Genomic DNA, 26,054 nt, shown 5'->3' on the forward strand with positions numbered 1-26,054 from the left:
CCGCTTTGCGGCCCCAAAATCTCAAGACAAAAAAAACGCCCCCGGCCTTTCGACCGGGGGCGTTTTCATTCAGCCAGAGCTAACTCAGCTGTTCTTGGCTTTCTTGGCAGCGCGGGTACGCTCGCTTTCGTCCAGGATCTTCTTGCGAAGACGGATGGACTTCGGCGTTACTTCGCACAGCTCGTCTTCCTGGATGTATTCCAGAGCCTGTTCCAGGGTGAAGCGAACAGGCGGAACCAGGGCGATGACTTCGTCTTTACCCGAAGCACGCATGTTGTCGAGCTTCTTGCCCTTGGTAGGGTTGACGCCCAGGTCGTTGTCGCGGCTGTTCTGGCCGACGATCTGACCGTTGTAGATCTCCTGACCGTGCTCGACAAACAGCTTGCCACGCGCCTGCAGGGTTTCCAGCGAGTAGGTCAGCGCCTTGCCGGTTTCGACCGAAACCAGTACGCCGTTCTGACGGCCGGACATGTGGCCCGACTTCACGGTGTCGTAGCGATCGAAGATCGAAGTCAGGATGCCTGCACCGTTGGTCAGGGTCAGGAACTGGTTACGGAAACCGATCAGACCACGCGCCGGGATGTTGTATTCAAGGCGTACACGGCCCTTGCCATCCGGAACCATGTTGGTCAGGTCGCCTTTACGCAGACCCATTTCTTCCATGACCTTGCCCTGGGATTCTTCAGGGATGTCGATGGTGACGTTTTCGAACGGTTCCTGCTTCACGCCGTCCACTTCACGGATGATCACTTCCGGACGGCCCAGGGCCAGTTCGAAGCCTTCGCGACGCATGGTTTCGATCAGTACCGAGAGGTGCAGCTCGCCACGGCCCGAGACCTTGAACTTGTCTGGGGAGTCGGTTTCCTCAACGCGCAGGGCAACGTTGTACAGCAGCTCTTTGTCCAGACGGTCCTTGATGTTACGGCTGGTGACGAACTTGCCTTCCTTGCCGCAGAACGGCGAGTCGTTGACCTGGAAGGTCATCGAAACGGTAGGCTCGTCAACGGTCAGCGGCTTCATCGCCTCAACGGCAGTCGGGTCGCACAGGGTGTCGGAGATGAACAGCTCGTCGAAACCGCTGATGCAGACGATATCGCCCGCTTGGGCTTCTTCGACGTCAACGCGGTGCAGACCGTGGTGGCCCATCAGCTTGAGGATACGGCCGTTACGCTTCTTGCCGTCGGCGTCGATGGCAACAACCGGGGTGTTCGGCTTGACGCGACCACGGGCAATACGGCCAACACCGATCACACCCAGGAAGCTGTTGTAGTCCAGTGCGGAGATCTGCATCTGGAACGGGCCGTCACGGTCAACAGCTGGCGCTGGAACGTGGTCGATGACAGCCTGGTACAGGGCAGTCATGTCTTCGCCCATTTCGGCGTGGTCCAGACCGGCAATGCCGTTCAGGGCCGAGGCGTAGACCACTTTGAAGTCCAGCTGCTCGTCGGTAGCGCCGAGGTTGTCGAACAGGTCGAAGATCTGGTCCAGAACCCAGTCAGGACGCGCGCCCGGACGGTCAACCTTGTTGATCACAACGATTGGCTTCAGGCCAGCTTCGAAGGCCTTTTTGGTCACGAAGCGGGTTTGCGGCATCGGGCCGTCTTGGGCGTCGACCAGCAGCAGCACCGAGTCAACCATCGACATTACACGCTCAACCTCGCCACCGAAGTCGGCGTGGCCGGGGGTGTCGACGATGTTGATGTGGTAGCCGTTCCAGTTGATGGCGGTGTTTTTCGCCAGAATGGTAATACCGCGCTCTTTTTCCTGGTCGTTGGAGTCCATGACGCGCTCGTCGTTGAGCTCGTTACGCTCCAGAGTGCCGGACTGACGCAGGAGTTTGTCGACCAGGGTGGTTTTACCATGGTCAACGTGGGCGATGATGGCGATGTTACGCAGATTTTCGATCACAAGTGTATCTCGATCAGAGGATTCGGTTGCCGCCTAGTCTAGGCGACCAATATGTAAGGTATAAGGCTCAGCAGGCCCGGCGGTCGGGAGGGCGATGGCGGATGCTGCCGCCATACAGCCCTGGCGTCTTATGCCGGACGATAAACACGCACATTGGCATGTCCCTCACTGAGCAGGTGGTGTGCGTGCAGACGGCTCATCACACCCTTGTCGCAATACAGCAGGTACTGGCGGGTTTCATCCAGCTGCTTGAAGCGACTATTAATTGCATAAAACGGCATCACCTGAACTTCGACGCCCTCGATCACCAACGGTTCGTCTTCCTGGGCATCGGGGTGACGAATGTCGATGACGATCTGGCCAGGCAGCGCCTCGCGTACTTCTTCTACCTCGATGTCCTTACCCAGTTCGTCGATCACGTGGTCGATCGAAATGAACTTGGCGCGTTCGAGGGCGCGCTCCAGCACGGCCATGTCGAATTGCTTTTCTTCATGCTCCATGCGGTGACGCTTGGCGTGGGTGGTCGGGTTTACCGAGATCACGCCGCAGTATTCAGGCATGTGCTTGGCGAAGTCGGCGGTGCCGATTTCGGTGGCCTGGTCGATGATGTCCTGCTTGTGGCTGGCCAGCAGCGGGCGCAGGACCAGCTTGTCGGTCGCCGAGTCGATGATCGACAGGTTCGGCAGCGTCTGGCTGGAGACCTGGGAAATCGCCTCGCCGGTGACCAGCGCCTCGATCTGCAGGCGGTCGGCCATATGGGCAGCGCCGCGCAGCATCATGCGCTTGAGGGTCACGCCCATGTAGCTGTTGTCGACCTTGTTGAGGATCTCGCCGACCACTTCTTCGAACGGCACGCTGATGAACAGCACGCGCTGGCTGCTGCCGTATTTCTTCCACAGGTAGTGGGCGACTTCCATCACCCCCAGCTCGTGGGCACGGCCGCCGAGGTTGAAGAAGCAGAAGTGGGTCATCAGGCCACGGCGCATCATCTGGTAGGCCGCCACGGTGGAGTCGAAGCCACCGGACATCAGTACCAGGGTCTGCTCCAGGGCGCCCAGCGGGTAGCCGCCAATGCCCTGGTGCTGGTTATGGATCACGTACAGGCGCTGGTTGCGGATTTCGATGCGCACCAAGACTTCCGGCTTCTTCAGCTCGATGCCGGCGGCGCCGCACTGCTGGCGCAGCTGGCTGCCGACGTAGCGGTCGACGTCCATCGACGTGAAGTCGTGGTGGCCGCCGCGCTTGCAGCGCACCGCAAAGTGCTTGCCCGCCAGCAGATGCCCGAAGTGCTGTTTGCACTTCTCGACGATGTCATCGAAGTCGCCGAGCGGGTATTCCTCGACCTGCAGGAAGTGGGTGATACCCGGGGTGCAGGTGAGGCGCTCGATCATCTCGCGCTGGACCTTTTCGTCCTCGACGCGGGTGACCACTTCGAGATTGTCCCAGACACCATCGACCGCGAGCTCAGGATCGAGGTCCTTGAGCACGTTGCGGATGTTCTTGCCGAGCTGGCGGATGAAGCGCTTGCGCACTGGCCGGCTCTTGATGGTGATCTCTGGGAAGACTTTGACGATAAGTTTCATTGGTTTAACAGCGCGCGCAAGGCCTGCCGAAAATGAGGGGCGCGAATTATATCGGAAATTGCTCAGGATTTGACCAACTTTTGGTCAGAAGCTTTCAGATAAATGCATGAGGTGGGTTTTGTAGGGCCTGCTCCGGCCCTTTCGCGGTCAGGGCCGCCCCCATAAAGGCCCACAGATTGCGCAGGCGGTGCTAACCCTGTGGGAGCGGGCTTGCCCGCGAAGGCGCCCTCGAAGCTGGCACACCACCCACGCAACGCACCTTATTGGTGCATCAACAGAAAAAATCGCATCTAAAGGGTGCACTTTTCCCCGCCAACCCAGCACCAAGTGCCCGCAAACGCCCCCTTTTATCCCGCCCTCGCCATTTTCGGGCACTGGCATGCAATTTGCTCCCTTGTGAGGCAGGTAAGCTTGGCCGACTATCCGCGCCCGGCAACACCCTTTTTCCAGGGCAGCGGCCCACCGCGCTCTAGACCCTCCGGAGGACAACATGTCGAAGTCGGTTCAACTCATCAAAGATCATGACGTCAAGTGGATTGATCTGCGTTTCACGGACACCAAAGGCATTCAGCACCACGTGACCATGCCGGCGCGTGATGCTCTGGACGAAGACTTCTTCGAAGTCGGCAAGATGTTCGACGGTTCCTCCATCGCTGGCTGGAAAGGCATCGAAGCCTCCGACATGATCCTGATGCCGGTCGATGACACCGCCGTGCTGGATCCGTTCACCGAAGAGCCGACCCTGATCATCACCTGCGACATCGTCGACCCGTCGAGCATGCAGGGCTACGACCGCGACCCACGCGGCATCGCCAAGCGCGCCGAAGAGTACCTGAAGAGCACCGGCATCGGTGACACCGTGTTCGCAGGCCCAGAGCCTGAGTTCTTCATCTTCGACGAAGTGAAGTTCCAGTCGGACATCTCCGGCTCGATGTTCAAGATCTTCTCCGAGCAAGGCTCGTGGATGACTGGCGCTGACGTGGAAGGCGGCAACAAAGGCCACCGTCCTGGCGTCAAAGGCGGCTACTTCCCGGTTCCGCCGTTCGACCACGACCACGAAATCCGTACTGCCATGTGCAACGCACTGGAAGAAATGGGCCAGATCGTTGAAGTTCACCACCACGAAGTGGCGACTGCCGGCCAGAACGAAATCGGCGTCAAGTTCAACACCCTGGTGAAGAAAGCTGACGAAGTACAGGCCCTGAAATACGTCGTGCACAACGTTGCCGACGCTTACGGCCGTACCGCCACCTTCATGCCGAAGCCACTGTACGGCGACAACGGCTCGGGCATGCACGTGCACATGTCGATCTGGAAAGACGGCAAGAACACCTTCTCGGGTGAAGGCTATGCCGGCCTGTCCGACACCGCCCTGTACTTCATCGGCGGCATCATCAAGCACGGTAAGGCCCTGAACGGCTTCACCAACCCGTCGACCAACTCGTACAAGCGTCTGGTCCCAGGCTTCGAAGCCCCGGTAATGCTGGCCTACTCGGCTCGCAACCGTTCCGCCTCGATCCGTATTCCTTACGTCGGCAGCCCGAAAGCCCGCCGTATCGAAGCGCGCTTCCCGGACCCATCGGCCAACCCGTACCTGGCCTTCGCGGCCCTGCTGATGGCTGGCCTGGACGGCATCCAGAACAAGATCCACCCAGGCGATGCTGCCGACAAGAACCTGTACGACCTGCCGCCTGAAGAGGCCAAAGACATCCCGCAAGTCTGCGGCAGCCTGAAAGAAGCCCTGGAAGAGCTGGATAAAGGCCGTGCGTTCCTGACCAAGGGCGGCGTGTTCTCCGACGACTTCATCGATGCCTTCATCGAGCTGAAGAGCGAAGAAGAAATCAAGGTCCGTACCTTCGTGCACCCGCTGGAATACGAGCTGTACTACAGCTGCTGATCTGATCGGCGCCTGGCGCCGATGACGTGATCAAGACGGCCTCCTTCGGGAGGCCGTTTTTGTTTCTGCCCACGCGGAACCCTCGCCACTCCCGCTATGCTCTATCTTGGTGCATAACTTCGCGCCGTGCCCCTAATTGCTCCCCAATCTGGGTCAAGTGAAACGTTTCATCCAGAGTTTCTGATCCGAAACTGCGCAGATACAGGCCTTTATCGGCAAATCTCGCTTCTTTTCGGAGCTTTGGTTTGTTTCTTGCATTTTGCTTGCATCAGCGGATCCACAGCGCGCCCGGCTCTGGCCACCTCAGTGCCAGGCAAGCGCCAAAAGAGGTCAACGACGCCTTATGACCATCAGCGATGCACAGCACCGTCTGCTTCTGGACAACCTGACCACTGCCACACTCCTGCTCAATGCCGAACTGCGCCTGGAGTACATGAACCCGGCTGCAGAAATGCTGCTGGCCATTAGTGGCCAGCGCAGCCATGGGCAGTTCATCAGCGAGCTGTTCACTGAATCGACCGAAGCGCTCAGCTCGCTGCGCCAAGCGGTCGAGCAGGCGCACCCGTTCACCAAGCGCGAGGCGCAACTGACCTCGCTGACCGGGCAGACCATCACCGTCGATTACGCGGTCACGCCGATTCTGCACCAGGGGCAAACCCTGCTGCTGCTTGAGGTCCACCCCCGCGACCGACTGCTGCGCATCACCAAGGAAGAAGCCCAGCTGAGCAAGCAGGAAACCACCAAGATGCTGGTGCGTGGCCTGGCACACGAAATCAAGAACCCGCTTGGCGGCATCCGCGGCGCGGCGCAGCTGCTGGCCCGCGAGCTACCTGAGGACGGCCTGCGCGACTACACCAACGTGATCATCGAAGAGGCCGACCGCCTGCGCAATCTGGTCGACCGCATGCTGGGTTCGAACAAACTGCCCTCGCTGGCCATGACCAATATTCACGAAGTGCTGGAGCGGGTCTGCAGCCTGGTGGAGGCCGAAAGCCAGGGCTGCATCACATTGGTGCGCGACTACGACCCGAGCCTGCCGGATGTCCTGATCGACCGCGAACAGATGATCCAGGCGGTGCTCAACATCGTGCGCAACGCCATGCAGGCGATCAGCTCGCAGAACGAGTTGCGCCTGGGCCGCATTACCCTGCGCAGCCGCGCCCTGCGCCAGTTCACCATCGGCCATGTACGGCATCGCCTGGTGGCACGGGTCGAGATCATCGACAACGGCCCGGGCATCCCGCCTGAACTGCAAGACACCCTTTTCTATCCCATGGTCAGTGGGCGCCCGGACGGTACCGGGCTGGGCCTGGCCATCACCCAGAACATCATCAGCCAGCACCAGGGCCTGATCGAGTGCGAAAGCCATGCAGGCCATACCGCCTTCTCGATCTACCTGCCTCTGGAACAAGGAGCCACCGCCTCATGAGCCGAAGTGAAACCGTATGGATCGTCGACGATGATCGTTCCATCCGCTGGGTCCTGGAAAAAGCCCTGCAACAGGAAGGCATGACCACCCAGAGCTTCGACAGCGCCGATGGCGTCATGGGCCGCCTGGCCCGCCAGCAACCGGATGTGATTATCTCCGACATCCGCATGCCAGGTACCAGTGGCCTCGACCTGCTGGCGCAGATCCGCGAACAGCACCCGCGCCTGCCGGTCATCATCATGACCGCGCACTCCGACCTCGACAGTGCCGTGGCGTCCTACCAGGGCGGTGCCTTCGAGTACCTGCCCAAGCCGTTCGACGTGGACGAGGCGGTGTCGCTGGTCAAACGCGCCAATCAGCATGCCCAGGAGCAGCAAGGCCTCGATGTGCCACAGGCACTGGCCCGCACGCCTGAGATCATCGGCGAAGCCCCGGCGATGCAGGAGGTGTTCCGCGCCATCGGTCGCCTGAGCCATTCCAACATCACGGTACTGATCAACGGTGAGTCCGGCACCGGCAAGGAGCTGGTGGCGCATGCGCTGCACCGTCACAGCCCGCGGGCGACGTCACCGTTCATTGCCCTGAACATGGCAGCCATCCCCAAGGACCTGATGGAGTCCGAGCTGTTCGGCCATGAAAAAGGCGCCTTCACTGGCGCGGCCAACCTGCGCCGGGGGCGCTTCGAGCAGGCCGATGGCGGCACGCTGTTTCTCGACGAGATCGGCGACATGCCCGCCGACACCCAGACCCGCCTGCTGCGGGTACTGGCCGATGGCGAATTCTACCGCGTGGGCGGCCACGTGCCGGTCAAGGTCGATGTGCGCATCATTGCCGCCACCCACCAGAACCTGGAGTCGCTGGTGCAGGCTGGCAAGTTTCGTGAGGACTTGTTCCACCGCCTCAACGTGATCCGCATCCATATTCCGCGCCTGGCCGACCGCCGCGAAGACATCCCCGCCCTCGCCCGCCACTTCCTCGCCCGCGCCGCGCAGGAACTAGCGGTGGAGCCAAAACTGCTGAAGCCGGAAACCGAAGAATTCATCCGCAACCTACCCTGGCCTGGCAACGTGCGGCAGATGGAAAACACCTGCCGCTGGATCACCGTGATGGCTTCCAGCCGTGAAGTGCTGATCGGTGACTTGCCACCCGAGCTGCTGAACCTGCCGCAGGACGCCGCCCCCGTGACCAACTGGGAACAGGCACTGCGTCAGTGGGCAGACCAGGCGCTGGCCCGTGGCCAATCGAACCTGCTCGACAGCGCGGTGCCGAGTTTTGAACGGATCATGATCGAGACCGCGCTCAAGCACACGGCCGGGCGGCGTCGGGATGCGGCGTTGCTGCTGGGTTGGGGGCGCAACACCTTGACGCGCAAGATCAAGGAGCTGGGGATGAATGTCGCGGGTGCAGATGACGAGGGTGACGAAGAAAGCTGAAGCAGAGTCTTGGGATCCGATATGCCACCCCACCGACCTGCCCAGCAGGTTGGTGGGGTGGGTTGACCCGCCTTAAATCACTTGTTCTTTTCTGTGGCTGCCCGCCACGCGTCGAATGCCCCTCGGACACCCAAAACCTTGTCAACCACGGTTCTCAGCGACTCCAGTTTTTCCGTGCTCGCCGCTTCAACACTGCCTAGCTGGGACAGTTCATCCAAGGTCTGGAGCGCTTGATCCAGTGTATTGGGCTGTTGGGTTTCGCTCATGGTTCTACTCCAGTATCGATTGATGGCGAATGCGCCGGTATCGAAGGTAAGACTGAAGCGACCCTGGATAAATTTGGTAAAGCTTCCTGCACCGATCCCGTGCTCCGTGCACTGTGCTAAGGCACAAAAACCCGCAAACCCTGGCCAAAAAGCCCTGAAAGCCAGTATCTGCGGGTTTTGCAAAACTGGCACGCCCCCTGCAATAAGTACTGTATCTCCAGTTTTGGGGTCCTCGGTACAGGCAGGCCGGGAAACCCCTCTTTTATTGCAACCGTGCAAGTTTTGGGGACCCTGGTACAGGCAGGCCGGGACATCCCCTCTTTTATTCGTGCAGCCTCACCTGCACACGCCAACGCCCAGCGTCCTCTGCACCGGCCCACTCGCCCTGCAGGGGGCGCGCGGCAACCACGGTCAGCAGCAAGCCTTCCTCGCTGTTCTGCACACGCCAGCCCACCGGCTTACCCTGCAAGCTCAATTGCCCACGCTGGGCCTTGCCCTGGGCCTCGAACAGCAGGGCGACCGTCCCCTCGACGTTCTCGCCGTGCAGCTTGGGTTCTTCGTTGAACCACAGGTCGAGCCCGTCCTGCACCACTTCCACCTGCTCCAGCACCCGCTCATCGGGGGTGGTCAGGCGGCCGATCATCAGGCCTACCATCAGGCCGACAATGGCCAACGAAAGCATTACCCGCGGGAAGGCCTTCGAACGCAGGTCCGGTTCAGGGGTAGAATGCTCGTCATCTTCACGCCTGGAGCCGTGCATGTTTCACGTCATCCTTTTTCAACCAGAAATTCCGCCGAATACCGGCAACATCATTCGCCTCTGCGCCAACAGTGGTTGCCACCTGCACCTGATCGAGCCCATCAGCTTCGAACTGGATGACAAGCGCCTGCGCAGGGCGGGGCTGGACTACCATGAGTATGCCACGCTCAAGCGCCACGAGAGCCTGGCCGGATGCCTGGAAAGCCTGGGTAACCCACGGCTGTTCGCGTTCACCACCAAGGGCTCGCACCCCTTCCATGAAGTGGCTTACCAGCCGGGCGATGCCTTCCTCTTCGGGCCAGAGAGCCGCGGATTGCCAGCCGAGGTGCTGGACAGCCTGCCGGCCGAGCAGCGCTTGCGCCTGCCGATGCGGCCGGGATGCCGCAGCCTGAACCTGTCCAACACCGTGGCGGTGACGGTGTATGAGGCGTGGCGGCAGAATGGGTTTGCCGGAAGTTGATCTAACGCCTTTGCCGGCCTCTTCGCGGGCAAGCCCGCTCCCACAATGGTTTGGCGTACACATTTTCAATGTGGGAGCGGGCTTGCCCCGCGAAAAGGCCAGAACAGGTAATAAAAAAGCGCCCCGAGAGGCGCTTTTCTGAAACCGGCAGCTATTACTGCACAGTCGGCGTTTCGCCCGCTTCCTGCATACGCTGCAGCTCTTGCGCGTACAGGGCGTCGAAGTTGACCGGCGACAGCATCAGTGCCGGGAACGAACCACGGGTCACCAGGCTGTCCAGGGTCTCACGGGCGTACGGGAACAGGATGTTCGGGCAGAAGGCGCCGAGGGTGTGGCTCATCGAGGAAGCGTCGAGGTTGGCAATCAGGAAGATGCCGGCCTGCTGCACTTCTGCGATGAAGGCCACTTCGTCACCGTTCTTAACGGTAACCGACAGAGTCAGCACCACTTCATGGAAGTCGCCTTCCAGGGCTTTCTGCTTGGTGTTCAGGTCCAGAGCAACGCTCGGCTCCCACTGCTGGCGGAAGATCTGCGGGCTTTTCGGGGCCTCGAACGACAGGTCACGCACATAGATGCGCTGCAGGGAGAACTGAGGGCTGGTGTCTTCGGCAGCTGCGCCGTTGGTCTGTTGGTCAGTCATGGCAGATCCTTATCCTAATGTTTTTGAATGCAGTGCAAATCAGGCCGCCAGCAGCGCGTCGAGCTTGCCCGCGCGCTCCAGGGCATAGAGGTCATCGCATCCACCGACATGGGTACTGCCGATCCAGATCTGCGGCACCGACGTACGGCCGGCCTTCTGGCTCATTTCGGCGCGAACCTGCGGTTTGCCATCGACCTTGATTTCCTCGAAGGCAATGCCCTTGCTCTCGAGCAGGTACTTGGCGCGCATGCAGTAGGGGCAGTAGTCGCTGGAATAAACGATGACGGGATTCATATCACTTCACCAGGGGCAGGTTATCGGCTTTCCAGCTGGAAACGCCACCGCTCAGCTTGGCGGCGTTGTAACCAGCTTTTAGCAGTTCGCGGCACAGGGTGCCGGACTGCTGGCCCATTGCATCGACGATGATCAGGGTCTTTTCTTTGTGTTTTTCCAGCTCGGCCATGCGGCTGATCAGCTTGTCCTGCGGGATGTTCACCGCACCGACGATGTGGCCTGCGGCATATTCCTTGGAGGTGCGGATGTCGATGACCAAGGCCTTGTCGGCGTTGACCAGGGCGGTCAACTGGCCATTGCTCAAGCTCTGGCCGCCACGGCGGACTTCATTGATGAGCAGCAGGATTAGCAGAACAACGAAGATCGCAACCAGGATGTAGTGATCTGTCGCGAATTGAATCAGGTGAGCAACCATCAGCGGTGTTCCAGGCGATTGAAAATGCCGGCCAGTATACACAGCCCCCCATGACCACCAAAGCCCGACCGGCCGGCCGGGAAAGCACCTTTACCCTGGCACCTTGACCGCGCCGGTCGGGCGATGGGACGAATATTCGCCCTTGATGGCGGATTTGCCCTAAAATGCGTGTCTTTATCATCTTTGAACAACCGTGAGTTTGATTGATGACGAGTACGCCCAAACCCCTGGTCCTGATCATCCTGGATGGATTCGGCCACAGCGAAAGCCCCGAATACAACGCCATCTATGCCGCCAACACACCGGTCTATGACCGCCTGCGCGCCACTGCGCCGCATGGCCTTATTTCCGGTTCAGGCATGGATGTGGGCCTGCCAGACGGGCAGATGGGCAACTCCGAAGTCGGCCACATGAACCTCGGTGCCGGGCGCGTCGTCTACCAGGACTTCACCCGCGTGACCAAGGCCATTCGTGATGGCGAGTTCTTCAGCAACCCTGTGCTCACTGGCGCAGTGGACAAGGCTGCCGGTGCCGGCAAGGCCGTGCACATCCTCGGCCTGCTGTCCGACGGTGGCGTGCACAGCCACCAGGACCACCTGGTGGCCATGGCCGAACTGGCTGCGCAGCGCGGTGCAGAAAAGATCTACCTGCACGCCTTCCTCGACGGTCGTGACACACCGCCCCGTAGCGCGCAGTCGTCCATCGAGCTGCTCGACAACACCTTTGCCAAGCTGGGCAAGGGCCGTATCGCCAGCCTCATTGGCCGCTACTTCGCCATGGACCGCGACAACCGTTGGGACCGCGTCGCCGCAGCCTACAACCTGATTGTCGACAGCGTTGCCGACTACACCGCAGAAACCGCCCTCGCCGGCCTTGAAGCCGCCTACGCCCGTGAAGAAAGCGACGAGTTCGTCAAAGCCACGCGCATTGGCGAGGCCGTCAAGGTCGAAGACGGCGACGCCGTAATCTTCATGAACTTCCGCGCCGACCGCGCCCGCGAACTGTCGCGTGCCTTCGTCGAACCGGACTTCAACGAATTCCAGCGTGCGCGCCTGCCGAAGATGGCAGCCTACATCGGCCTGACCCAGTACTCGGCGAAAATCCCGGCACCGGCAGCCTTTGCCCCGTCCAGCCTGGACAACGTGCTGGGCGAATACCTGGCCAAGAACGGCAAGACCCAGTTGCGCATCGCCGAAACCGAGAAGTATGCACACGTCACATTCTTCTTCTCCGGTGGCCGTGAAGAGCCGTTCGAAGGCGAAGAGCGCATCCTGATCCCGTCGCCAAAGGTCGCCACTTATGACCTGCAACCGGAAATGAACGCACCGGAAGTCACCGACCGCATCGTCGAAGCCATCGAGCACCAGCGTTTTGACGTGATCATCGTCAACTACGCCAACGGCGACATGGTCGGCCACACCGGCGTGTTCGAGGCAGCGGTCAAGGCCGTCGAAGCGCTGGATACCTGCGTCGGGCGTATCGTCGAGGCACTGGATAAAGTAGACGGTGAAGCGCTGATTACCGCCGACCACGGCAACGTCGAGCAGATGGAAGATGCCTGCACCGGCCAGGCGCACACCGCGCACACCACCGAACCGGTGCCGTTCATCTATGTCGGCAAGCGCAAGGTCAAGGTCCGCGAAGGCGGCGTGCTGGCCGACGTGGCGCCGACCATGCTGAAACTGCTGGGGCTGGAAAAGCCTGTGGAAATGACCGGCACGTCGATCCTGATCGACGCCTGATCGGTGTAGGGGGCCGCTTTGCGGCCCATTCGCGGGGCAAGCCCGCTCCCACACAGTTGAACAGTACTACTTACCTGTGGGAGCGGGCTTGCCCCGCGAATGGCTGCAAAGCAGCCCCTTTACTGATGAATTCCAGACAAACGCCTCGCCGCATCTGCCGCGAGGCGTTTTTTTTGCAGGCTCGCGCGGGCATACTAGGCCAGTCTCCATCCCTGGTACGCCCAAACCCCATGCTCCGCGCCCTGATCCTACTCGCCCTGTCTTGCCTGCTCAGCCCGGCGTTCGCCGATGAGCGCGCACAGACCCAGCAACAACTGGACGCCACCCGCCAGGACATCGCCGAGCTCAAGAAGATGCTGGGCAAGCTCCAGGATGAGAAGTCGGGCGTGCAGAAAGACCTCAAGTCCACCGAGACCGACATCGGCGATCTCGAAAAGCAGGTGGAGGCGCTGCAACAAGAACTAAAAAAGACCGAGGGCGAGCTGGAGCGCCTTGATACCGAGAAAAAAAAACTCCAGAGCGCCCGCGTTGAACAACAGCGACTGATCGCCATCCAGGCCCGTTCTGCCTACCAGAACGGCCGCGAGGAATACCTCAAGCTGCTGCTCAACCAGCAGAACCCCGAGAAATTCGCCCGCGCCCTCACCTATTACGATTACCTGAGCAAGGCGCGCCTGGAGCAACTGCGCACCTTCAACGAGACCCTGCGCCAGCTGGCCAATGTCGAACAGGACATCGCTCGCCAGCAGGAGCAACTGCTGGCCCAGCGCGCCGACCTCGACAGCCGCCGTCAGTCGCTCGAAACCGAGCGCAGCAAGCGTCAGCAAGTACTGGCCAAGCTCAACAGCGACATGAAAGACCGCGACCAGAAACTTCAGGCCCGCGAGCAGGACCAGGCAGACCTTGGCAAAGTCCTCAAGACCATCGAGGAAACCCTGGCACGCCAGGCCCGTGAAGCTGAAGAAGCGCGCAAGAAAGCCTTGCTGGCCCAGCAGGAAGCGGAAAAACGTCGCCAACAGGAAGCCCTGGCCGCCGCCGCTGCGCGTGAAGACGCCCGCGAGGCCGCCGAGCCGCCGAAAAAGGCCCGCACCACCCTTGGCCCGATGGTTTCCAGCGATGGCGCGAACTATGGCGGCGCATTTTCTGCCGCACGGGGCAAACTTCCTTGGCCCGTTAATGGTCGATTGCTGGCACGCTTCGGCGAAGCACGCGGCAGTGACGCCCGGGCCAAATGGGACGGGGTGATGATCAGCGCCAACCCAGGCACTCAAGTACGCGCCGTACACGGCGGCCGCGTGGTGTTTGCCGACTGGTTGCGCGGCGCTGGACTTCTGGTCATTCTCGATCATGGCAATGGTTATTTGAGCCTGTACGGCCACAACCAGAGCCTGCTCAAGAGCGCCGGCGACATCGTCAAGGCCGGCGAAGCCATCTCCACCGTAGGTGACAGCGGTGGACAGGACAGCGCAGGCTTGTACTTCGCCATCCGCCAGCAGGGCCGGCCTACCGACCCCTCGCAGTGGTGCAGAGGTTAGGGTTGCAACCCATTCACCTTTTTACGGCGTAGCCTGAGTGCTGCGCCGATGCTCCTCACGGAGCGCCTACAGGATCAGGAGTTCGTTCGACATGCTGCACTCGCCTCGTCTCACCCAGCTGGCCCTGTCCATCGCCCTGGCGGTCGGCGCGCCCCTGGCCATTGCCGCAGAGCCGGCCAAGCCAGCAGCGGTGCCGGCCACCGAGGTGACGGCCAAGGCGCCGCTGCCGTTGGAAGAGCTGCGCACCTTCGCCGAGGTCATGGACCGCATCAAGGCCGCTTACGTAGAGCCCGTGGACGACAAGACCCTGCTGGAAAACGCCATCAAGGGCATGCTCAGCAACCTTGACCCGCACTCGGCCTACCTCGGCCCCGAGGACTTCCAGGAGCTGCAAGAGAGCACCAGCGGCGAATTCGGCGGCCTGGGCATCGAAGTTGGCCAGGAAGACGGCTTCATCAAGGTGGTTTCGCCCATCGATGACACCCCCGCTTCCCGGGCCGGTGTGCAGGCCGGCGACCTGATCGTCAAGATCAACGGCGCCCCGACCCGCGGCCAGACCATGACCGAAGCCGTCGACAAGATGCGCGGCAAGGTTGGCGAGAAAATCACCCTGACCCTGGTCCGCGATGGCGGCAACCCGTTCGACGTGACCCTTGCCCGCGCGGTAATCCAGGTCAAGAGCGTGAAGAGCCAGCTGCTGGAAAACGACTACGGCTACATCCGCATCACCCAGTTCCAGGTCAAGACCGGCGATGAAGTGGGCAAGGCCCTGGCCAAGCTGCGCAAGGAAAACGGCAAGAAACTGCGCGGGGTCGTGCTCGACCTGCGCAACAACCCCGGCGGCGTGCTGCAGTCGGCGGTGGAAGTGGCCGACCACTTCCTGACCAAGGGCTTGATCGTCTACACCAAGGGCCGCATCGCCAACTCCGAGCTGCGCTTCTCTGCCGACCCGGCCGACGCCAGCGAAGGCGTACCATTGGTGGTGCTGATCAACGGCGGCAGTGCTTCGGCGTCAGAAATCGTCGCCGGCGCCTTGCAGGACCAGAAACGCGCCGTGCTGATGGGCACCGACAGCTTCGGCAAAGGTTCGGTGCAAACCGTCTTGCCGCTGGCCAACGACCGCGCCCTCAAGCTGACCACGGCGCTGTACTACACCCCCAACGGCCGTTCGATCCAGGCCCAGGGCATCGTCCCGGACATCGAGGTGCGCCCGGCCAAGCTCACCGCCGAAGTCGATACCGACAACTTCAAGGAAGCCGACCTGCAGGGCCACCTGGGCAACGGCAATGGCGGCGCCGACCGCCCGACCGGCAGCAGCAAGCGCAAGGAACGCCCGCAGGATGATGACTTCCAACTGAGCCAGGCCCTGAGCCTGCTCAAGGGGCTGAACATCACCTCGGGCAAATGATCCCCCCTATGCGCGCTGTGCTGTGTCTGCTGTTCTGCCTGTTAGCCGGTGCCGCCCACGCGGCGCCGGCCAACAAGGCCTACATGAGCATCATCATCGACGACCTGGGCCAGAGCAGCGAGCGCGACAGCCGCACGCTTGCCCTGCCCGGGCCCGTGACCATGGCGATCATGCCCGACACCCCACACGCCACCGACTTCGCCCGCCAGGCGCACAAGGCCGGCAAGACGGTGATCCTGCACATGCCCATGGACCCGGCTACCGGCCCTTACGCCTGGCACCCCGGCTTGGCGCTACCGGAACTGGCCAGCCGCCTGGAAGCGGCCCTGGCCAAAGTGCCCTACGCCGCCGGCATCAACAACCACATGGGCAGCCGCATGACCGCCCAGCGTGAGCCCATGACCTGGTTGATGGGCGAGCTGCAACGGCGTCATCTGTTCTTCGTCGATAGCCGCACCAGTGCAGCCACCGTGGCAGCGGCCCAGGCGCAGGACGTTGGCCTGGCACATGTTTCCCGTGACGTCTTCCTCGACGACGAGCGCACGGTCGAGGCAATCGGCCGCCAGTTGCGCCTGGGGGTGGAGCTTGCGCGCCGGCAGGGCTCAGCCGTCCTGATCGGCCACCCCTACCCGCAAACGCTGCAGGTGCTTGAGCGCGAGCTGCCCCGATTGAAGGCAGAAGGTATCGTGCTGATCGGCCTTCATCAGATGATCGCCGAACGTGGCAACCAAGCCATGCCTGCCCACGGCAAGCATGGCCGTTACAGCAACCGCTGACGCTATCAGTCGAACGGGATAATGCCGCTCGCCTGCTCCAGGGTCAGTTTCCCGCGGTGCACACGAACGCTCGCGGCAGCCTCCTCGCGACCACTCATGCGGCGCTGGCTCCAGGTTTTCAGATGGCCCTGGGTAAAGTCCCGCGCCAACGCATCAGCCGAGCGCATGTGGAAATGCGCAACCCACAACGGCCGCCCCGACGTCGCGCCAGGCTGCGCCAGGCGCATGATCTTGTACTCGTCGAAGGTACTGCCATTGCCCATGACTTGCCTGGGGCCGACATATTCCACCTTGAGTAGCTTCTGATCATGCAGGAACCGCAGTGCTTCGGCGCTCGGGTAGTGCGTGTTGGTATAGAGCGTCGTCAGTTTGAGGTTCATTTCCGAGCGCAGCCGGTCTGAGGCGGCTTCCAGGCGTCTGATCAAGGCAGGGTTGGCGCCCTCGTCACCCAGCGTCGTCGCCTCGCGGCCAAGCTTGTTTATCTGGCGCTCGAACAGCCGTGCCAGCCGGGGGCCATTGAGGTCGTTATCAATGTACGCTTGCGCCTTGAGGACGAGCTCGTCGTTCTCCTCCAGCAAAGTCTGCACGCGCATGACCGTATCGGTTGATTGACTCGGCGATTCGATCGAAACCGGCTCAGTCGCACGCTCGCGCCACTGGCCCCCTTCCCAGACGAAGTCAGCCAGTACGGTGCGGGTGAATGATTCACGCACTTCAAGCACCCGTTTCCCATCCACCTCGCGCTCGGTGCCGATGAGTGTCTGCCCTTCGGCGTTGCGTACCGCACGTTGTGATTCGCTTGAAACGCTGTAAGGGGAGTGCTTTGGGGGAACGCTTGCGCCCTCTTGCTCCTTGATCGCTTCAACCAGGCGAAGGCCGGCATCGCGTTTGAGTTTTTCCAGCTGGTCACGGTAACGGTCGATCATCGTGACTTCGACCAGCGCCCCACCTTCTTTGCTGATCCGTGCGCTGTTGACCAGCGCCTCGGCGTATTCATCCCAGGCCTCCTGGAGGATGGCCACCCGGTCCTCAGCCGGGAGGTTGGAGAAGTCCAGTTCACCATGGGCGCCCGCCGCATTGCGCAGTACGAGCCCCGAGAGCTCTTCCCTGTACACGGCAACTTTGCGCTGTTCGGTCTTGGCGTCCAGGTGCAGCGCCAGGTCGGCAAGGTTCAACGCCTGATGGAAACGAAACTGAACCGTGCTGAAGGTGCGCTTTGAAATGAGCTCGTCAACGGTGGGAGGGGGCGCCTCGACGGGACCGCTAATTACCAGATTACCTGGCGCATCAGCCAGTAGCGCGTCAAGACGCTCATAGGCAATCAGCATGCGATCTTGAAGTGCCACTAGGGTTTCTAGCTTGCGACGGAACTGCCCATAGAGTTCAAGCACCTGCTGCACCGGCTGGCCATCGAGTTTCACTTGCACTTCAACCAGCCCTGGGTAATCCGCCAGTGCCCATAATTCGTTGAGGATAAAATCGTTGTTGCGAATCTGATTGATCTGAACGGTGCGCTTCTGCGTTGACATGACCTCTTCCCACTCCTGCCGAGCGCTGGCGTACTTGGGTTCGAACAGGGTCTCGAGCATGCTCAGTATTTCTTTGTCCTTCTGAACAGCGCTCTCAAGGTGGCTGACCGCCTCTTCACGCTTGCTGGCGATTTTTGCCTCCCACTCGGCGATGCGTGCGTCGTACTGCTCAATGAGGCCTCGGGAGACATCCGGCTGAACGTCGGTGGCACCCGAGTCCAGCTTGGTCTGTTCCCTTGCGCGCAAGGCCTTGAGCTGGGTGACGTTGCCTACCAGTTTCGTGACTTCAGCCCCAACCGCTGAAAACTGAGCCGTTGCCGTATTGACCTGCTGATTAAGGGTGTCGGCAGAAATGCGCAGGGTATCGAAGCGACGGGCCAGCTTTGCCCGCGTGCCACCTCGCCGCATTCCGCCAGCCAGGCGAAGTGTCATGTCTACTCGCCAGATCCCTAGCGTCGAGGTCAACCAGGGCCCGTACCCACCTTTGCCGTCGATGACTCGAACACCCTGCGCGACCACTTCGACCGGGTAAACATCACCGTTCATGTTCGCGTACAGACGCCCGTCAACCCGGTGCAGGCCTGCCGCATCGCCTGTAGCCTGCAGATTCGACGCGTCCAGCGAAACATCCACGCGCATGGCCCGCAACGCCTTGCGCTGCGCAGGCGGCAGCCAGTTGAACCCATGGTTGCCGCGCCAGGCGAAGTCCAGCTGACGCGCTGGCAACGTTGCCAGCGCACCAACCGCCGCCGTCCCTTGGTTGGCGGGCGTCACCGAGACTTCGGCAAATGCGCCGCGCTGTGCTGCAGGGCCTTCGAATGCAGCAGCGTCGGGAAGCTGGCCGACCATGCCAGGCTCGATACTCGGTTGGCGCGCATGCAGCAATGCCATCCCCAGGTTCAGTAACAGGTCTGCGGTAGCGGCGGACCGGTCAAACGCTTCACCCTGTTCAAGTGCCAGCAGATCGTTTTCCAACGATGTCAGCAGTTGCACCAGCCACGCGACGCTGGCCACCGGACCGCGCAACACCAGAGTAACGACATCGAACAGCAACCAGGCGCCTTGGCACAGGACTTCCCAACGCCGTTCGGCATTGGAAGTGGATTGCAGGTCCGCCAGATCTACCAGCAGGTCGCGGTTGGCGTTGTAAAGCTTGTCGTCCAGGTCGCCCGACCAGAGCTGCGCAGCGATGACCGGGGGCTTAGGTCGCTCAGGCAGGTTGAAGGGGTCGATACCGATACTGGCGAGATGCGGTTCGCTGAATCCGCCATGGTCGTAGACATGGCGAACCTGAGGGTCCAGCCAATCCAGAATGCTCGCCTGCAACAGGGGAGACTGCTGAATATGCTCCAGCAACGCGCCCAGGCTTGCATACTCGCGCAGGGTGTCCTGCCGGTACAACGGGCGATACAACAGCACTAACGGCGGCTCGGCGCAAAACAGCACATACATGTCGCGCACCCGGTCATGTTCTTGAGCGTTCGGCCGGCGCTTGAACGCCAGCGGCATCAAGGACACCCGCGGGGTTTCCGGGTCAAGATGGCCTGCGCAGAAATCAACGACACATTGCAGCCCCGCTTCAGTGATTTTGTCATCGAGCTTGCTGGTTAGCGCACTGAACCGCAGGGCGCTGCGCCATTCCCGTCCGAATCGCCTCACGCGTTGAACACGCTGCAGCGGGTCGCCCAACTGGCTGGCGACGTAAGCTGGATAGTTACCCCCCACATCAATCTGGCTCACCAAACGCTTGGCTGCGTCGGCATCCAGCCACGTGGGTGCGTCTTCCCCGTTCGCGCGGCGAATGCGCCTGATCGAGGCGCCCTTGAGCGTGCCGAGGTTGCCTATCGCGAACTCGGTGAGGGTCTTCTTGCCTTCAAGGACCAACGCTTCGCCCCCTCCCGCCCCTGCAGCAGCGCCTCCGGGCACGCCGTAGGCGACGAAGAACTCCAGCATCAGTTCGTCCGGGGAGGTGTCATCGCCATGGGCCACACGCATCTGCTCGCTCAGCCGTTGGCGGGTGTAGTCGGTCAATCCCTGGATGCCGTCCAGCGCGGCAACACTTTCGGCGTCAAGCTGGTCCACCGCAAGCTGTAGCAAGGCGGCATGGTAAGCGACACTGTTGCCGCTGGCGCCGCGCCGCAGGCCCGGAGGTGGGCTTACAGCCGGGGCATCGTCGGGGTAGCTTTCAAACCAATGCGCCGGGTTGCTCAATTGAGCGAAAAGCCCCTCAAGCGCCGCGACATCGGCCAAGCGCCCGTAGCGCACGCGGTCCACCTTGACGAACAGGGTGTCGAGCAGCAGTGCAACCTGCTGAGCGAATACATTGCCCTCCACCGGAAAACGCTGCCAGGACATGCCGTCGAAGCTGTAACGCTGTGCCAGGTCATCACGCAGGGCCAGGGCAAACGCCGCCAACGAGGCAAAGCCGCGCACCTTGCCAGACGGCGCACACCACAACACCACCTGGCGCTCATCCCACTCCCCGGTCACCAGCAAGTGGCACTGCATTTCATCCCACTGCCTAGTGCCCGCCGTCAGTTGGGTTCGCACAAAGCTCACCGCCGGTTGGTCATGCCCACCACGAATCAGGCCGCGGATGCAGGCCTGCTCCTGAGCATCCAGCCCCTGCAGGGGCAGGCCACGCAAGAGGGCTGTCTTCAATAGCAGTTGCAGCCACTCATCGCGGCTTGCTCCGGTGCTGCCCAAGCTGCGCCAGTAGTCGAGCTGAGCCTGGCAAAAGTGCTGCGGCAGCTGTTCGATCAGCTCAGTGAGCGGGCCCGTCAGACCCGTCAGTTGCCGGGTATCAAACTTGCTGCTGGAGCCGGCGAATCGGTAAGGGTCGACCAAGCCCAGGTTGTGGTGACGCCCGTTTAGCGGCTCCAGGTCGATTGCGTGCGTTTCGAGCAGGGCTTGCAAAACCCGATCGACCAGCGGCTGAGTCGTCCAATAAGGCGTCGAAGGGTCCGGGCTATCCAGCGTCAGCGCGTCGGCAGACGCCAGGGCAGGTTTGGTAGCTGCCAACCACGGTAGTTCAATCAGCAACAGCTTGAGCAACTGATCACTGACGACCTGGCGCAAGGTGGGACGGTCGCCGAACTGCAGAGCAGCGGCGCGCTTGAAGTCGAATGTCGACGTGTCGGAACGGGTCATGCTTGACGCCTCCTGATAGATGAACCGGAAGCCTTGCGCGAACCCTTGCAGCGCCGGTGCTACATAATGCAGGCACAGACAGGTGTCACTCGCTCACTGCGCCCGCAGTACCCGAGTACAGCCAGGTTGCCCGGCAGCGCACCGATCCTACGGCCTCCACACCTGAGGACGCAGGACATGCAAGCACGATCTTTATACTCAACCCTTTACCTTGTGCTGTTCAGCACGCTGGCACATGCCAGTAGCAGCGACACTGCGGGCACATTATCCCTTCCCTCACTGCCGCAGGCCTTGTACAACGGCCAGGGTGAGAGCGCTCAATGGACCGGCGTCGGTCGGCTCTCGTGGCAGAACAGGCTGTGCATTGGCACCCTGCTCGACACCCGCGATACGCCCGCCAACGCCAGCGGTCCCGCCTACATGCTGACCGCCGGCCATTGCACAGGCGGCGACAACGGGAAAATCCTCGCAGACCAGCCGGCCAGCGGCAGCGTTGCCTTCAACTACTTCACCGACACAACGCAGCAACGTCATACAGTCGCCTTGAAACGCACGATCTGGAACAGCCTGCAAGGCACTGACCTGGCATTACTTGAACTGGACACGACGCTGGCAGACCTGTTGGCTAAAGGCATCACACCGCTCAAACTTGGCGCTTCTCCGGCATCCGGCCGCGAGGTACAGGTCGTGGGTGAGCCCTCTTCGGTTGGCAAAGGCCTGCGTCTCTCGCAGTGCACGGAGCACTACCAAGCGATGGACACGGTGGACAACCGGGTAATGCGCCACGTCAGGCGCAACGATTGCAAAGGGATCGACGAAGGCGCCTCGGGCAGCCCGGTTGTTGACCCCGCCACCGGGCGGCTGGTCAGTGTGGTCACCAGCCTGCATGACACTGCCGTCGGCGCGGTGCCTGTGCAGCGGGTACAAGGTTGCTTCACGGGAGGCAAAGCTGATCTCGACCTGGAGGACTGCCAATTGTCCCCAGGCTTTCAGCTGGTGCAACGGCAAGACAGCGCCTTCAAAACCCTTACCAAGGCGCGAACACTGGCTGACGGCTCACTTGAGCAGCCGACCTGGGGTTTCGCCTTTCTGATCGATACGCCACGTTACCGCTACAAACTCACCCGTGATGCCCTGGCCTGTGAAGACCCCACCGGCTATAGCGGCACCATTCCTTCGAGCGAGGCTGTTATCGAAAACCCTATCGGCCCCGAACCCGGTACGCATTACTTGTGTATCGTCGGCGTGCAGTCCCCAGAACAACTGTCGTCACCCGCACTCATGGCCAACAGCCTCACCCTGATGACCGAGCTACTGCCACCCGGTAGGCCGCAAGTACAGGTGACCACAGCGCCACTTGCCGACGGCAGCATCCGGGTCACCTGGTTGAAAGCACCCGACGTTGTTTTCTACCGGGTCAAACGCGGTGCACCAGAGCTAACCGACTGTGATGATCACGCCGGCTATCGCCTGCTGCCGGGCACCCAGCGAGTGATACCAGCATCACAGCTACCGTTGAAGATCTGCAGCGTTGCCATCGACCTGCTGATGCAAAGTTCGGCGTTCCAGACCGACCTGTTACAGGTATCCACTCCCTGAGCCACAGCCGTACAGGTAGCTACCTGCAAAAAAAAGGGCCCGACTCATTCGAGTCTGGCCCTTTCATACACTCACCGAAATCAGCTGTACACGCGCCCCAGTAACTGGCGGTGGCTTTCGAACTGATCCAGCACATCACGCACGATCTGCTCCGGCGCGAAGCCCATCAGGTCGTACTCCTGGCTGCCGTCGTGCAGGTACACCTCGGCACGGTAGAAGCGCTGTTGCACTTCCGGCGCGCCCTCCACCGGCGCCTCGCTTGGCGCGGCCAGGTAGCCGTCCAGGCTAACCTCATAGACGAAGGGGTTGCCCTCTTCCATCATCACCCGCAGGCCCATCATGTTGCGCGACTGGCCCACACGGGTTTCAACCTCGAAGCCCAGAGTACGCAACTGCTCGGCCGCTTCTTTCAAGGCCGGGCTAACGTGCTTGTCCATGAAGCGCTGCACCACGGCCTGGGTCGGCTGCAGGTCAAGCTGGCTCAGGCGCTCGCTGAAACCGCGGCGGCCACGGGCGGCCAACTCGGCGCGCTCTTGTTCCACCGCAACGTCCTGCTTCATGGCTTTGTACAAGCCGAACATGAACAGCACCAGCACCACCGAGAACGGCAGGCCCGCCAGCACCACCATGGTCTGCATGGCTTCGAAGTTGCCGGCAAACAGCAGGCCGATGGTGACCAGGGTGATGATCACCGACCAGAACACCACCATCCAGTGCGGGGCGTCTTCGTCTACCTTGCCGCCTTTGCACGACAGGTTGGCCATCATCACCGCGCCGGAGTCGGCTGGGGTGAGGAACAGCACGAAGCCGACGAACACCGCCACACCGATCACGATCTTGGCGGCCGGGAAGTATTCCAGCAGCTGGTAGATCGACATCGACGGCTGTTCAAGGGCCGTCTTGCCCAGCTCTACGGCGCCCTGGTTGATCACCAGGTCCAACGCGGTGTTGCCGAAGATCGACAGCCAGGCCAGGGTGAAGCCCAGCGGGATCAACAACACGCCCATGACCAACTGGCGCACGGTGCGGCCCTTGGAGATACGGGCAATGAACATGCCGACGAACGGGCCCCAGGAAATCCACCAGGCCCAGTAGAACACGGTCCACAGGCCCAACCAGCGCTCGGACTTGCCGGCCTCGCCTTCGTAGACGTACAGGTCGAAGGTCTTGAGCACGATGCCGTTGAGGTAGTCGCCGACGTTCTGCACCAGGCCGTTGAGCAAGTGCAGGGTCTCGCCGCCCAGCAGCACGAAGATCAGCAGGCCGCTGAACAGCATGATGTTCAGGTTGGACAGACGGCGGATGCCGTTCTCCACGCCCGACACCGCCGCCACGGTGGCAACCCCGGCCATGACCAGAATGACCACCAGCAGGTTGGTCTTGCTGTGGTCCATGCCGAACAGGTATTCCAGGCCCGAGGACACCTGCATCGAGCCGATGCCCAGGTTGGTCACCAGGCCCAGCAGGGTGACGAACATGCCGAAGATGTCCACGGCATTGCCGGCAGCGCCCTTGACCCAACGCTCACCCACCAGCGGGTACAGCGCCGAGCGCAGTGCCAGCGGCTGGTTGTGGCGATAGGCGAAGTAACCCACGGCCAGGCCGACCAGGGCGTAGATCGCCCAGCCGTGCAGGCCCCAGTGCAGGAAGGTCAGCTGCAGGCCCTGGCGCGCGGCCTCGAGGCTGGCAGGCGTGCCTTCCGGCGGGTTGAAATAGTGGTCCAACGGCTCGGAGGCACCGAAGTACAGCAGCGAAATACCGATACCGGAGGAGAACAGCATGCCGGCCCAGGCGCCGTAGCTGAAGTCGGGCTGGTCGTCCTTGCCGCCAAGCTTAAGCTTGCCGAAGTCGGAGAACGCCATGTAGACGACGAACAGCAGGTAACTGCAGATCACCAGCATGTAGTACCAGCCGAAGGTACGCGTCAGCCACTTCTGGGCCACGCCCAACACTTGGCCGGCGGTATCGGGTACAGCGATCAACAAGGCAGTCAGAACAAGGATCATCAGCGCGGAGGTGAAGAACACCACGCGATTGACCCGTACCCTCTCGGCGGGGGGGTTGGTTAGGGAGGCAGAACTCATTGCACGAATGCTCCGGGCAGTACGGCTTATGGAGGCTAATCAATCTTTCCCGAGCAATTGGTGGAATACCCCCACTGCGTCAGGTGTTATAAAAGCACCCTGGAAACCGTGATCCCGAATCGATACGTTGCAAAAAAACAGACAGGTGGTCTGCAAACAATGCCGCGCCCAACACCGGGGTGCGCGCATTCGTCACAGAGCACCCCGCCCGCTCCAAGGGCCCGCCGCAGGTCGATGACCGTTCGGCAGAATCTGCATTTCGCATCGCACATGCCCGTCAACGCCTTGTATTCCGGGGGTTACGCGATTTCCTGGGGTGTCAATCCGTGCGCTCGAAACAGCCTGAAAAACTGTCAATGGCACAAATTGTCGCAGAGCTTATTCTTTATTGATTGAACGTTCAATCAAAACAAAATAGACTGGCCTTCGCCGAGTCAGCCGCTTGTCGTCTGCTTGTCAGGCCTGAGGAGAATGCAAGATGCCCAAGGTCGGTATGCAACCCATCCGCCGCCAGCAATTGATCGAAGCCACCCTGCTAGCGGTCGATCAGGTGGGGCTGGGAGATGCCAGCATTGCGCTCATTGCCCGTTTGGCCGGCGTGTCGAACGGCATCATCAGTCACTACTTTCGGGACAAGAACGGCCTGATCGCAGCGACGATGGGTTACATCATGAACATGCTCAACGAAGGCGTTAGAGCACGGCGTCAGGCACTGACGGACGACAGCCCGCGTGCCCACCTGAAAGTGATCATCGAGGGCAACTTCGATGCCAGCCAGGTGAACGGCCCGGCAATGAAAACCTGGCTGGCCTTTTGGGCTTCCAGCATGCACCAGCCCGACTTGCACAGGTTGCAGCGGATCAACGATCACCGCTTGTACTCCAACCTATGCTGTCAGTTCCGCCGTGTTTTGCCGCTTTACCATGCGCGCAAGGCAGCCCGCGGGCTGGCGGCCCTGATCGACGGTCTGTGGCTGCGTGGCGCGCTGTCGGGAGATGCTTTCGACACCGATCAAGCGATACGCATCGCTTACGAATACATGGATCTACAACTGGCTAAACAGCAGACCCTGGGCACTACCAACCAGGCCTCTGAACAACCGCGCACGGCGATTGCCAAACAGGCAGGCGCGTGACGCGATAGCCA

Annotated in this window: 19 protein-coding genes; 10 read left to right on the forward strand and 9 right to left on the reverse strand. The window is 61.4% G+C overall.

The window, feature by feature from the left end; genetic code table 11:
• Nucleotides 1-84: 84 nt before the first annotated feature.
• Both typA and thiI read right to left on the reverse strand, forming a co-directional pair.
• Nucleotides 85-1,908: a translational GTPase TypA gene (typA, locus tag ACSSU5_RS08890; protein ID WP_264311227.1), complete on the reverse strand. Its 1,824-nt coding sequence runs from the start codon at nt 1,906-1,908 to the stop codon at nt 85-87.
• A 128-nt stretch (nt 1,909-2,036) separates the two neighbouring features.
• Complete coding sequence (thiI, locus tag ACSSU5_RS08895) at nt 2,037-3,491, reverse strand: tRNA uracil 4-sulfurtransferase ThiI (protein WP_264311226.1); 1,455 nt, start codon at nt 3,489-3,491, stop codon at nt 2,037-2,039.
• Between the two features lie 490 nt (nt 3,492-3,981).
• Between thiI and glnA the strand changes: the two genes are divergently transcribed.
• The 3 genes from glnA to ntrC all read left to right on the forward strand — a co-directional run bounded on the left by glnA (nt 3,982) and on the right by ntrC (nt 8,250).
• Nucleotides 3,982-5,388, forward strand: a complete 1,407-nt coding sequence (gene glnA, locus ACSSU5_RS08900; RefSeq protein ID WP_264311225.1) for a type I glutamate--ammonia ligase — start codon at nt 3,982-3,984, stop codon at nt 5,386-5,388.
• A 343-nt stretch (nt 5,389-5,731) separates the two neighbouring features.
• A complete protein-coding gene (gene glnL / locus ACSSU5_RS08905; RefSeq protein WP_264311224.1) occupies nt 5,732-6,817 on the forward strand; it encodes a nitrogen regulation protein NR(II) in 1,086 nt (361 codons plus the stop codon).
• Nucleotides 6,814-8,250, forward strand: a complete 1,437-nt coding sequence (gene ntrC / locus ACSSU5_RS08910; RefSeq protein ID WP_492561020.1) for a nitrogen regulation protein NR(I) — start codon at nt 6,814-6,816, stop codon at nt 8,248-8,250. The genes glnL and ntrC overlap by 4 nt, the downstream gene beginning before the upstream one ends.
• A gap of 77 nt (nt 8,251-8,327) precedes the next feature.
• Here the strand turns inward: ntrC and ACSSU5_RS08915 are convergent, their stop codons facing one another.
• Both ACSSU5_RS08915 and ACSSU5_RS08920 read right to left on the reverse strand, forming a co-directional pair.
• Nucleotides 8,328-8,516, reverse strand: a complete 189-nt coding sequence (locus ACSSU5_RS08915; RefSeq protein WP_492561021.1) for a hypothetical protein — start codon at nt 8,514-8,516, stop codon at nt 8,328-8,330.
• A 322-nt stretch (nt 8,517-8,838) separates the two neighbouring features.
• Nucleotides 8,839-9,276 (reverse strand): hypothetical protein, encoded by a 438-nt coding sequence (locus ACSSU5_RS08920; RefSeq protein ID WP_492561022.1) that lies wholly within the window; start codon nt 9,274-9,276, stop codon nt 8,839-8,841.
• On the opposite strand from ACSSU5_RS08920, the gene trmL reads away from it, so the two are divergent.
• Nucleotides 9,275-9,736, forward strand: a complete 462-nt coding sequence (gene trmL / locus ACSSU5_RS08925) for a tRNA (uridine(34)/cytosine(34)/5-carboxymethylaminomethyluridine(34)-2'-O)-methyltransferase TrmL (protein WP_012274606.1) — start codon at nt 9,275-9,277, stop codon at nt 9,734-9,736. The genes ACSSU5_RS08920 and trmL overlap by 2 nt on opposite strands.
• A 154-nt stretch (nt 9,737-9,890) precedes the next feature.
• On the opposite strand, the gene secB is transcribed toward trmL, so the two are convergent.
• The 3 genes from secB to ACSSU5_RS08940 are packed head-to-tail and all read right to left on the reverse strand — an operon-like array spanning nt 9,891 to nt 11,085.
• Nucleotides 9,891-10,376, reverse strand: coding sequence for a protein-export chaperone SecB (gene secB / locus ACSSU5_RS08930; protein ID WP_264311221.1), 486 nt, complete (start codon nt 10,374-10,376; stop codon nt 9,891-9,893).
• 39 nt (nt 10,377-10,415) lie between these two features.
• Nucleotides 10,416-10,670: a glutaredoxin 3 gene (gene grxC / locus ACSSU5_RS08935; RefSeq protein WP_264311220.1), complete on the reverse strand. Its 255-nt coding sequence runs from the start codon at nt 10,668-10,670 to the stop codon at nt 10,416-10,418.
• Nucleotide 10,671: 1 nt separating this feature from the next.
• Nucleotides 10,672-11,085, reverse strand: coding sequence for a rhodanese-like domain-containing protein (locus tag ACSSU5_RS08940; RefSeq protein ID WP_264311219.1), 414 nt, complete (start codon nt 11,083-11,085; stop codon nt 10,672-10,674).
• 206 nt (nt 11,086-11,291) lie between these two features.
• Between ACSSU5_RS08940 and gpmI the strand changes: the two genes are divergently transcribed.
• From gpmI to ACSSU5_RS08960, 4 genes are all read left to right on the forward strand, one after another.
• On the forward strand, nt 11,292-12,827 hold the full coding sequence (gpmI, locus tag ACSSU5_RS08945) for a 2,3-bisphosphoglycerate-independent phosphoglycerate mutase (RefSeq protein WP_264311218.1): 1,536 nt from the start codon (nt 11,292-11,294) through the stop codon (nt 12,825-12,827).
• A gap of 230 nt (nt 12,828-13,057) precedes the next feature.
• Nucleotides 13,058-14,362, forward strand: a complete 1,305-nt coding sequence (locus tag ACSSU5_RS08950) for a murein hydrolase activator EnvC family protein (RefSeq protein WP_264311217.1) — start codon at nt 13,058-13,060, stop codon at nt 14,360-14,362.
• Between the two features lie 91 nt (nt 14,363-14,453).
• Nucleotides 14,454-15,770 (forward strand): S41 family peptidase, encoded by a 1,317-nt coding sequence (locus ACSSU5_RS08955; protein WP_264311216.1) that lies wholly within the window; start codon nt 14,454-14,456, stop codon nt 15,768-15,770.
• A gap of 8 nt (nt 15,771-15,778) precedes the next feature.
• Nucleotides 15,779-16,546 carry a divergent polysaccharide deacetylase family protein gene (locus tag ACSSU5_RS08960; RefSeq protein WP_264311215.1) on the forward strand — a complete coding sequence of 256 codons (768 nt, stop codon included), beginning with the start codon at nt 15,779-15,781 and terminating at the stop codon, nt 16,544-16,546.
• A gap of 5 nt (nt 16,547-16,551) precedes the next feature.
• On the opposite strand, the gene ACSSU5_RS08965 is transcribed toward ACSSU5_RS08960, so the two are convergent.
• A complete protein-coding gene (locus tag ACSSU5_RS08965) occupies nt 16,552-21,225 on the reverse strand; it encodes a hypothetical protein (RefSeq protein ID WP_492561023.1) in 4,674 nt (1,557 codons plus the stop codon).
• Nucleotides 21,226-21,402: 177 nt separating this feature from the next.
• Here ACSSU5_RS08965 and ACSSU5_RS08970 point away from each other — a divergent pair, with 177 nt between their 5' ends.
• Nucleotides 21,403-22,824, forward strand: a complete 1,422-nt coding sequence (locus ACSSU5_RS08970) for a trypsin-like serine peptidase (protein WP_492561024.1) — start codon at nt 21,403-21,405, stop codon at nt 22,822-22,824.
• A gap of 80 nt (nt 22,825-22,904) precedes the next feature.
• Here ACSSU5_RS08970 and ACSSU5_RS08975 read toward each other — a convergent pair whose 3' ends face one another.
• Nucleotides 22,905-24,851 carry a BCCT family transporter gene (locus tag ACSSU5_RS08975; RefSeq protein ID WP_264314005.1) on the reverse strand — a complete coding sequence of 649 codons (1,947 nt, stop codon included), beginning with the start codon at nt 24,849-24,851 and terminating at the stop codon, nt 22,905-22,907.
• A gap of 535 nt (nt 24,852-25,386) precedes the next feature.
• Here ACSSU5_RS08975 and betI point away from each other — a divergent pair.
• Complete coding sequence (gene betI, locus ACSSU5_RS08980) at nt 25,387-26,043, forward strand: transcriptional regulator BetI (RefSeq protein ID WP_264311212.1); 657 nt, start codon at nt 25,387-25,389, stop codon at nt 26,041-26,043.
• Nucleotides 26,044-26,054 lie beyond the last annotated feature (11 nt).

The organism is Pseudomonas sp. E1MeOHC2, assembly GCF_058745025.1.

Coding starts and splice junctions, on each gene's coding strand:
- thiI (WP_264311226.1), bottom strand. CDS start 3,491: ATGAAACTTATCGTCAAAGTCTTCCCAGAGATCACCATCAAGAGCCGG.
- glnA (WP_264311225.1), top strand. CDS start 3,982: ATGTCGAAGTCGGTTCAACTCATCAAAGATCATGACGTCAAGTGGATT.
- glnL (WP_264311224.1), top strand. CDS start 5,732: ATGACCATCAGCGATGCACAGCACCGTCTGCTTCTGGACAACCTGACC.
- ntrC (WP_492561020.1), top strand. CDS start 6,814: ATGAGCCGAAGTGAAACCGTATGGATCGTCGACGATGATCGTTCCATC.
- ACSSU5_RS08915 (WP_492561021.1), bottom strand. CDS start 8,516: ATGAGCGAAACCCAACAGCCCAATACACTGGATCAAGCGCTCCAGACC.
- trmL (WP_012274606.1), top strand. CDS start 9,275: ATGTTTCACGTCATCCTTTTTCAACCAGAAATTCCGCCGAATACCGGC.
- ACSSU5_RS08920 (WP_492561022.1), bottom strand. CDS start 9,276: ATGCACGGCTCCAGGCGTGAAGATGACGAGCATTCTACCCCTGAACCG.
- secB (WP_264311221.1), bottom strand. CDS start 10,376: ATGACTGACCAACAGACCAACGGCGCAGCTGCCGAAGACACCAGCCCT.
- grxC (WP_264311220.1), bottom strand. CDS start 10,670: ATGAATCCCGTCATCGTTTATTCCAGCGACTACTGCCCCTACTGCATG.
- ACSSU5_RS08940 (WP_264311219.1), bottom strand. CDS start 11,085: ATGGTTGCTCACCTGATTCAATTCGCGACAGATCACTACATCCTGGTT.
- gpmI (WP_264311218.1), top strand. CDS start 11,292: ATGACGAGTACGCCCAAACCCCTGGTCCTGATCATCCTGGATGGATTC.
- ACSSU5_RS08950 (WP_264311217.1), top strand. CDS start 13,058: ATGCTCCGCGCCCTGATCCTACTCGCCCTGTCTTGCCTGCTCAGCCCG.
- ACSSU5_RS08955 (WP_264311216.1), top strand. CDS start 14,454: ATGCTGCACTCGCCTCGTCTCACCCAGCTGGCCCTGTCCATCGCCCTG.
- ACSSU5_RS08960 (WP_264311215.1), top strand. CDS start 15,779: ATGCGCGCTGTGCTGTGTCTGCTGTTCTGCCTGTTAGCCGGTGCCGCC.
- ACSSU5_RS08965 (WP_492561023.1), bottom strand. CDS start 21,225: ATGACCCGTTCCGACACGTCGACATTCGACTTCAAGCGCGCCGCTGCT.
- ACSSU5_RS08970 (WP_492561024.1), top strand. CDS start 21,403: ATGCAAGCACGATCTTTATACTCAACCCTTTACCTTGTGCTGTTCAGC.
- betI (WP_264311212.1), top strand. CDS start 25,387: ATGCCCAAGGTCGGTATGCAACCCATCCGCCGCCAGCAATTGATCGAA.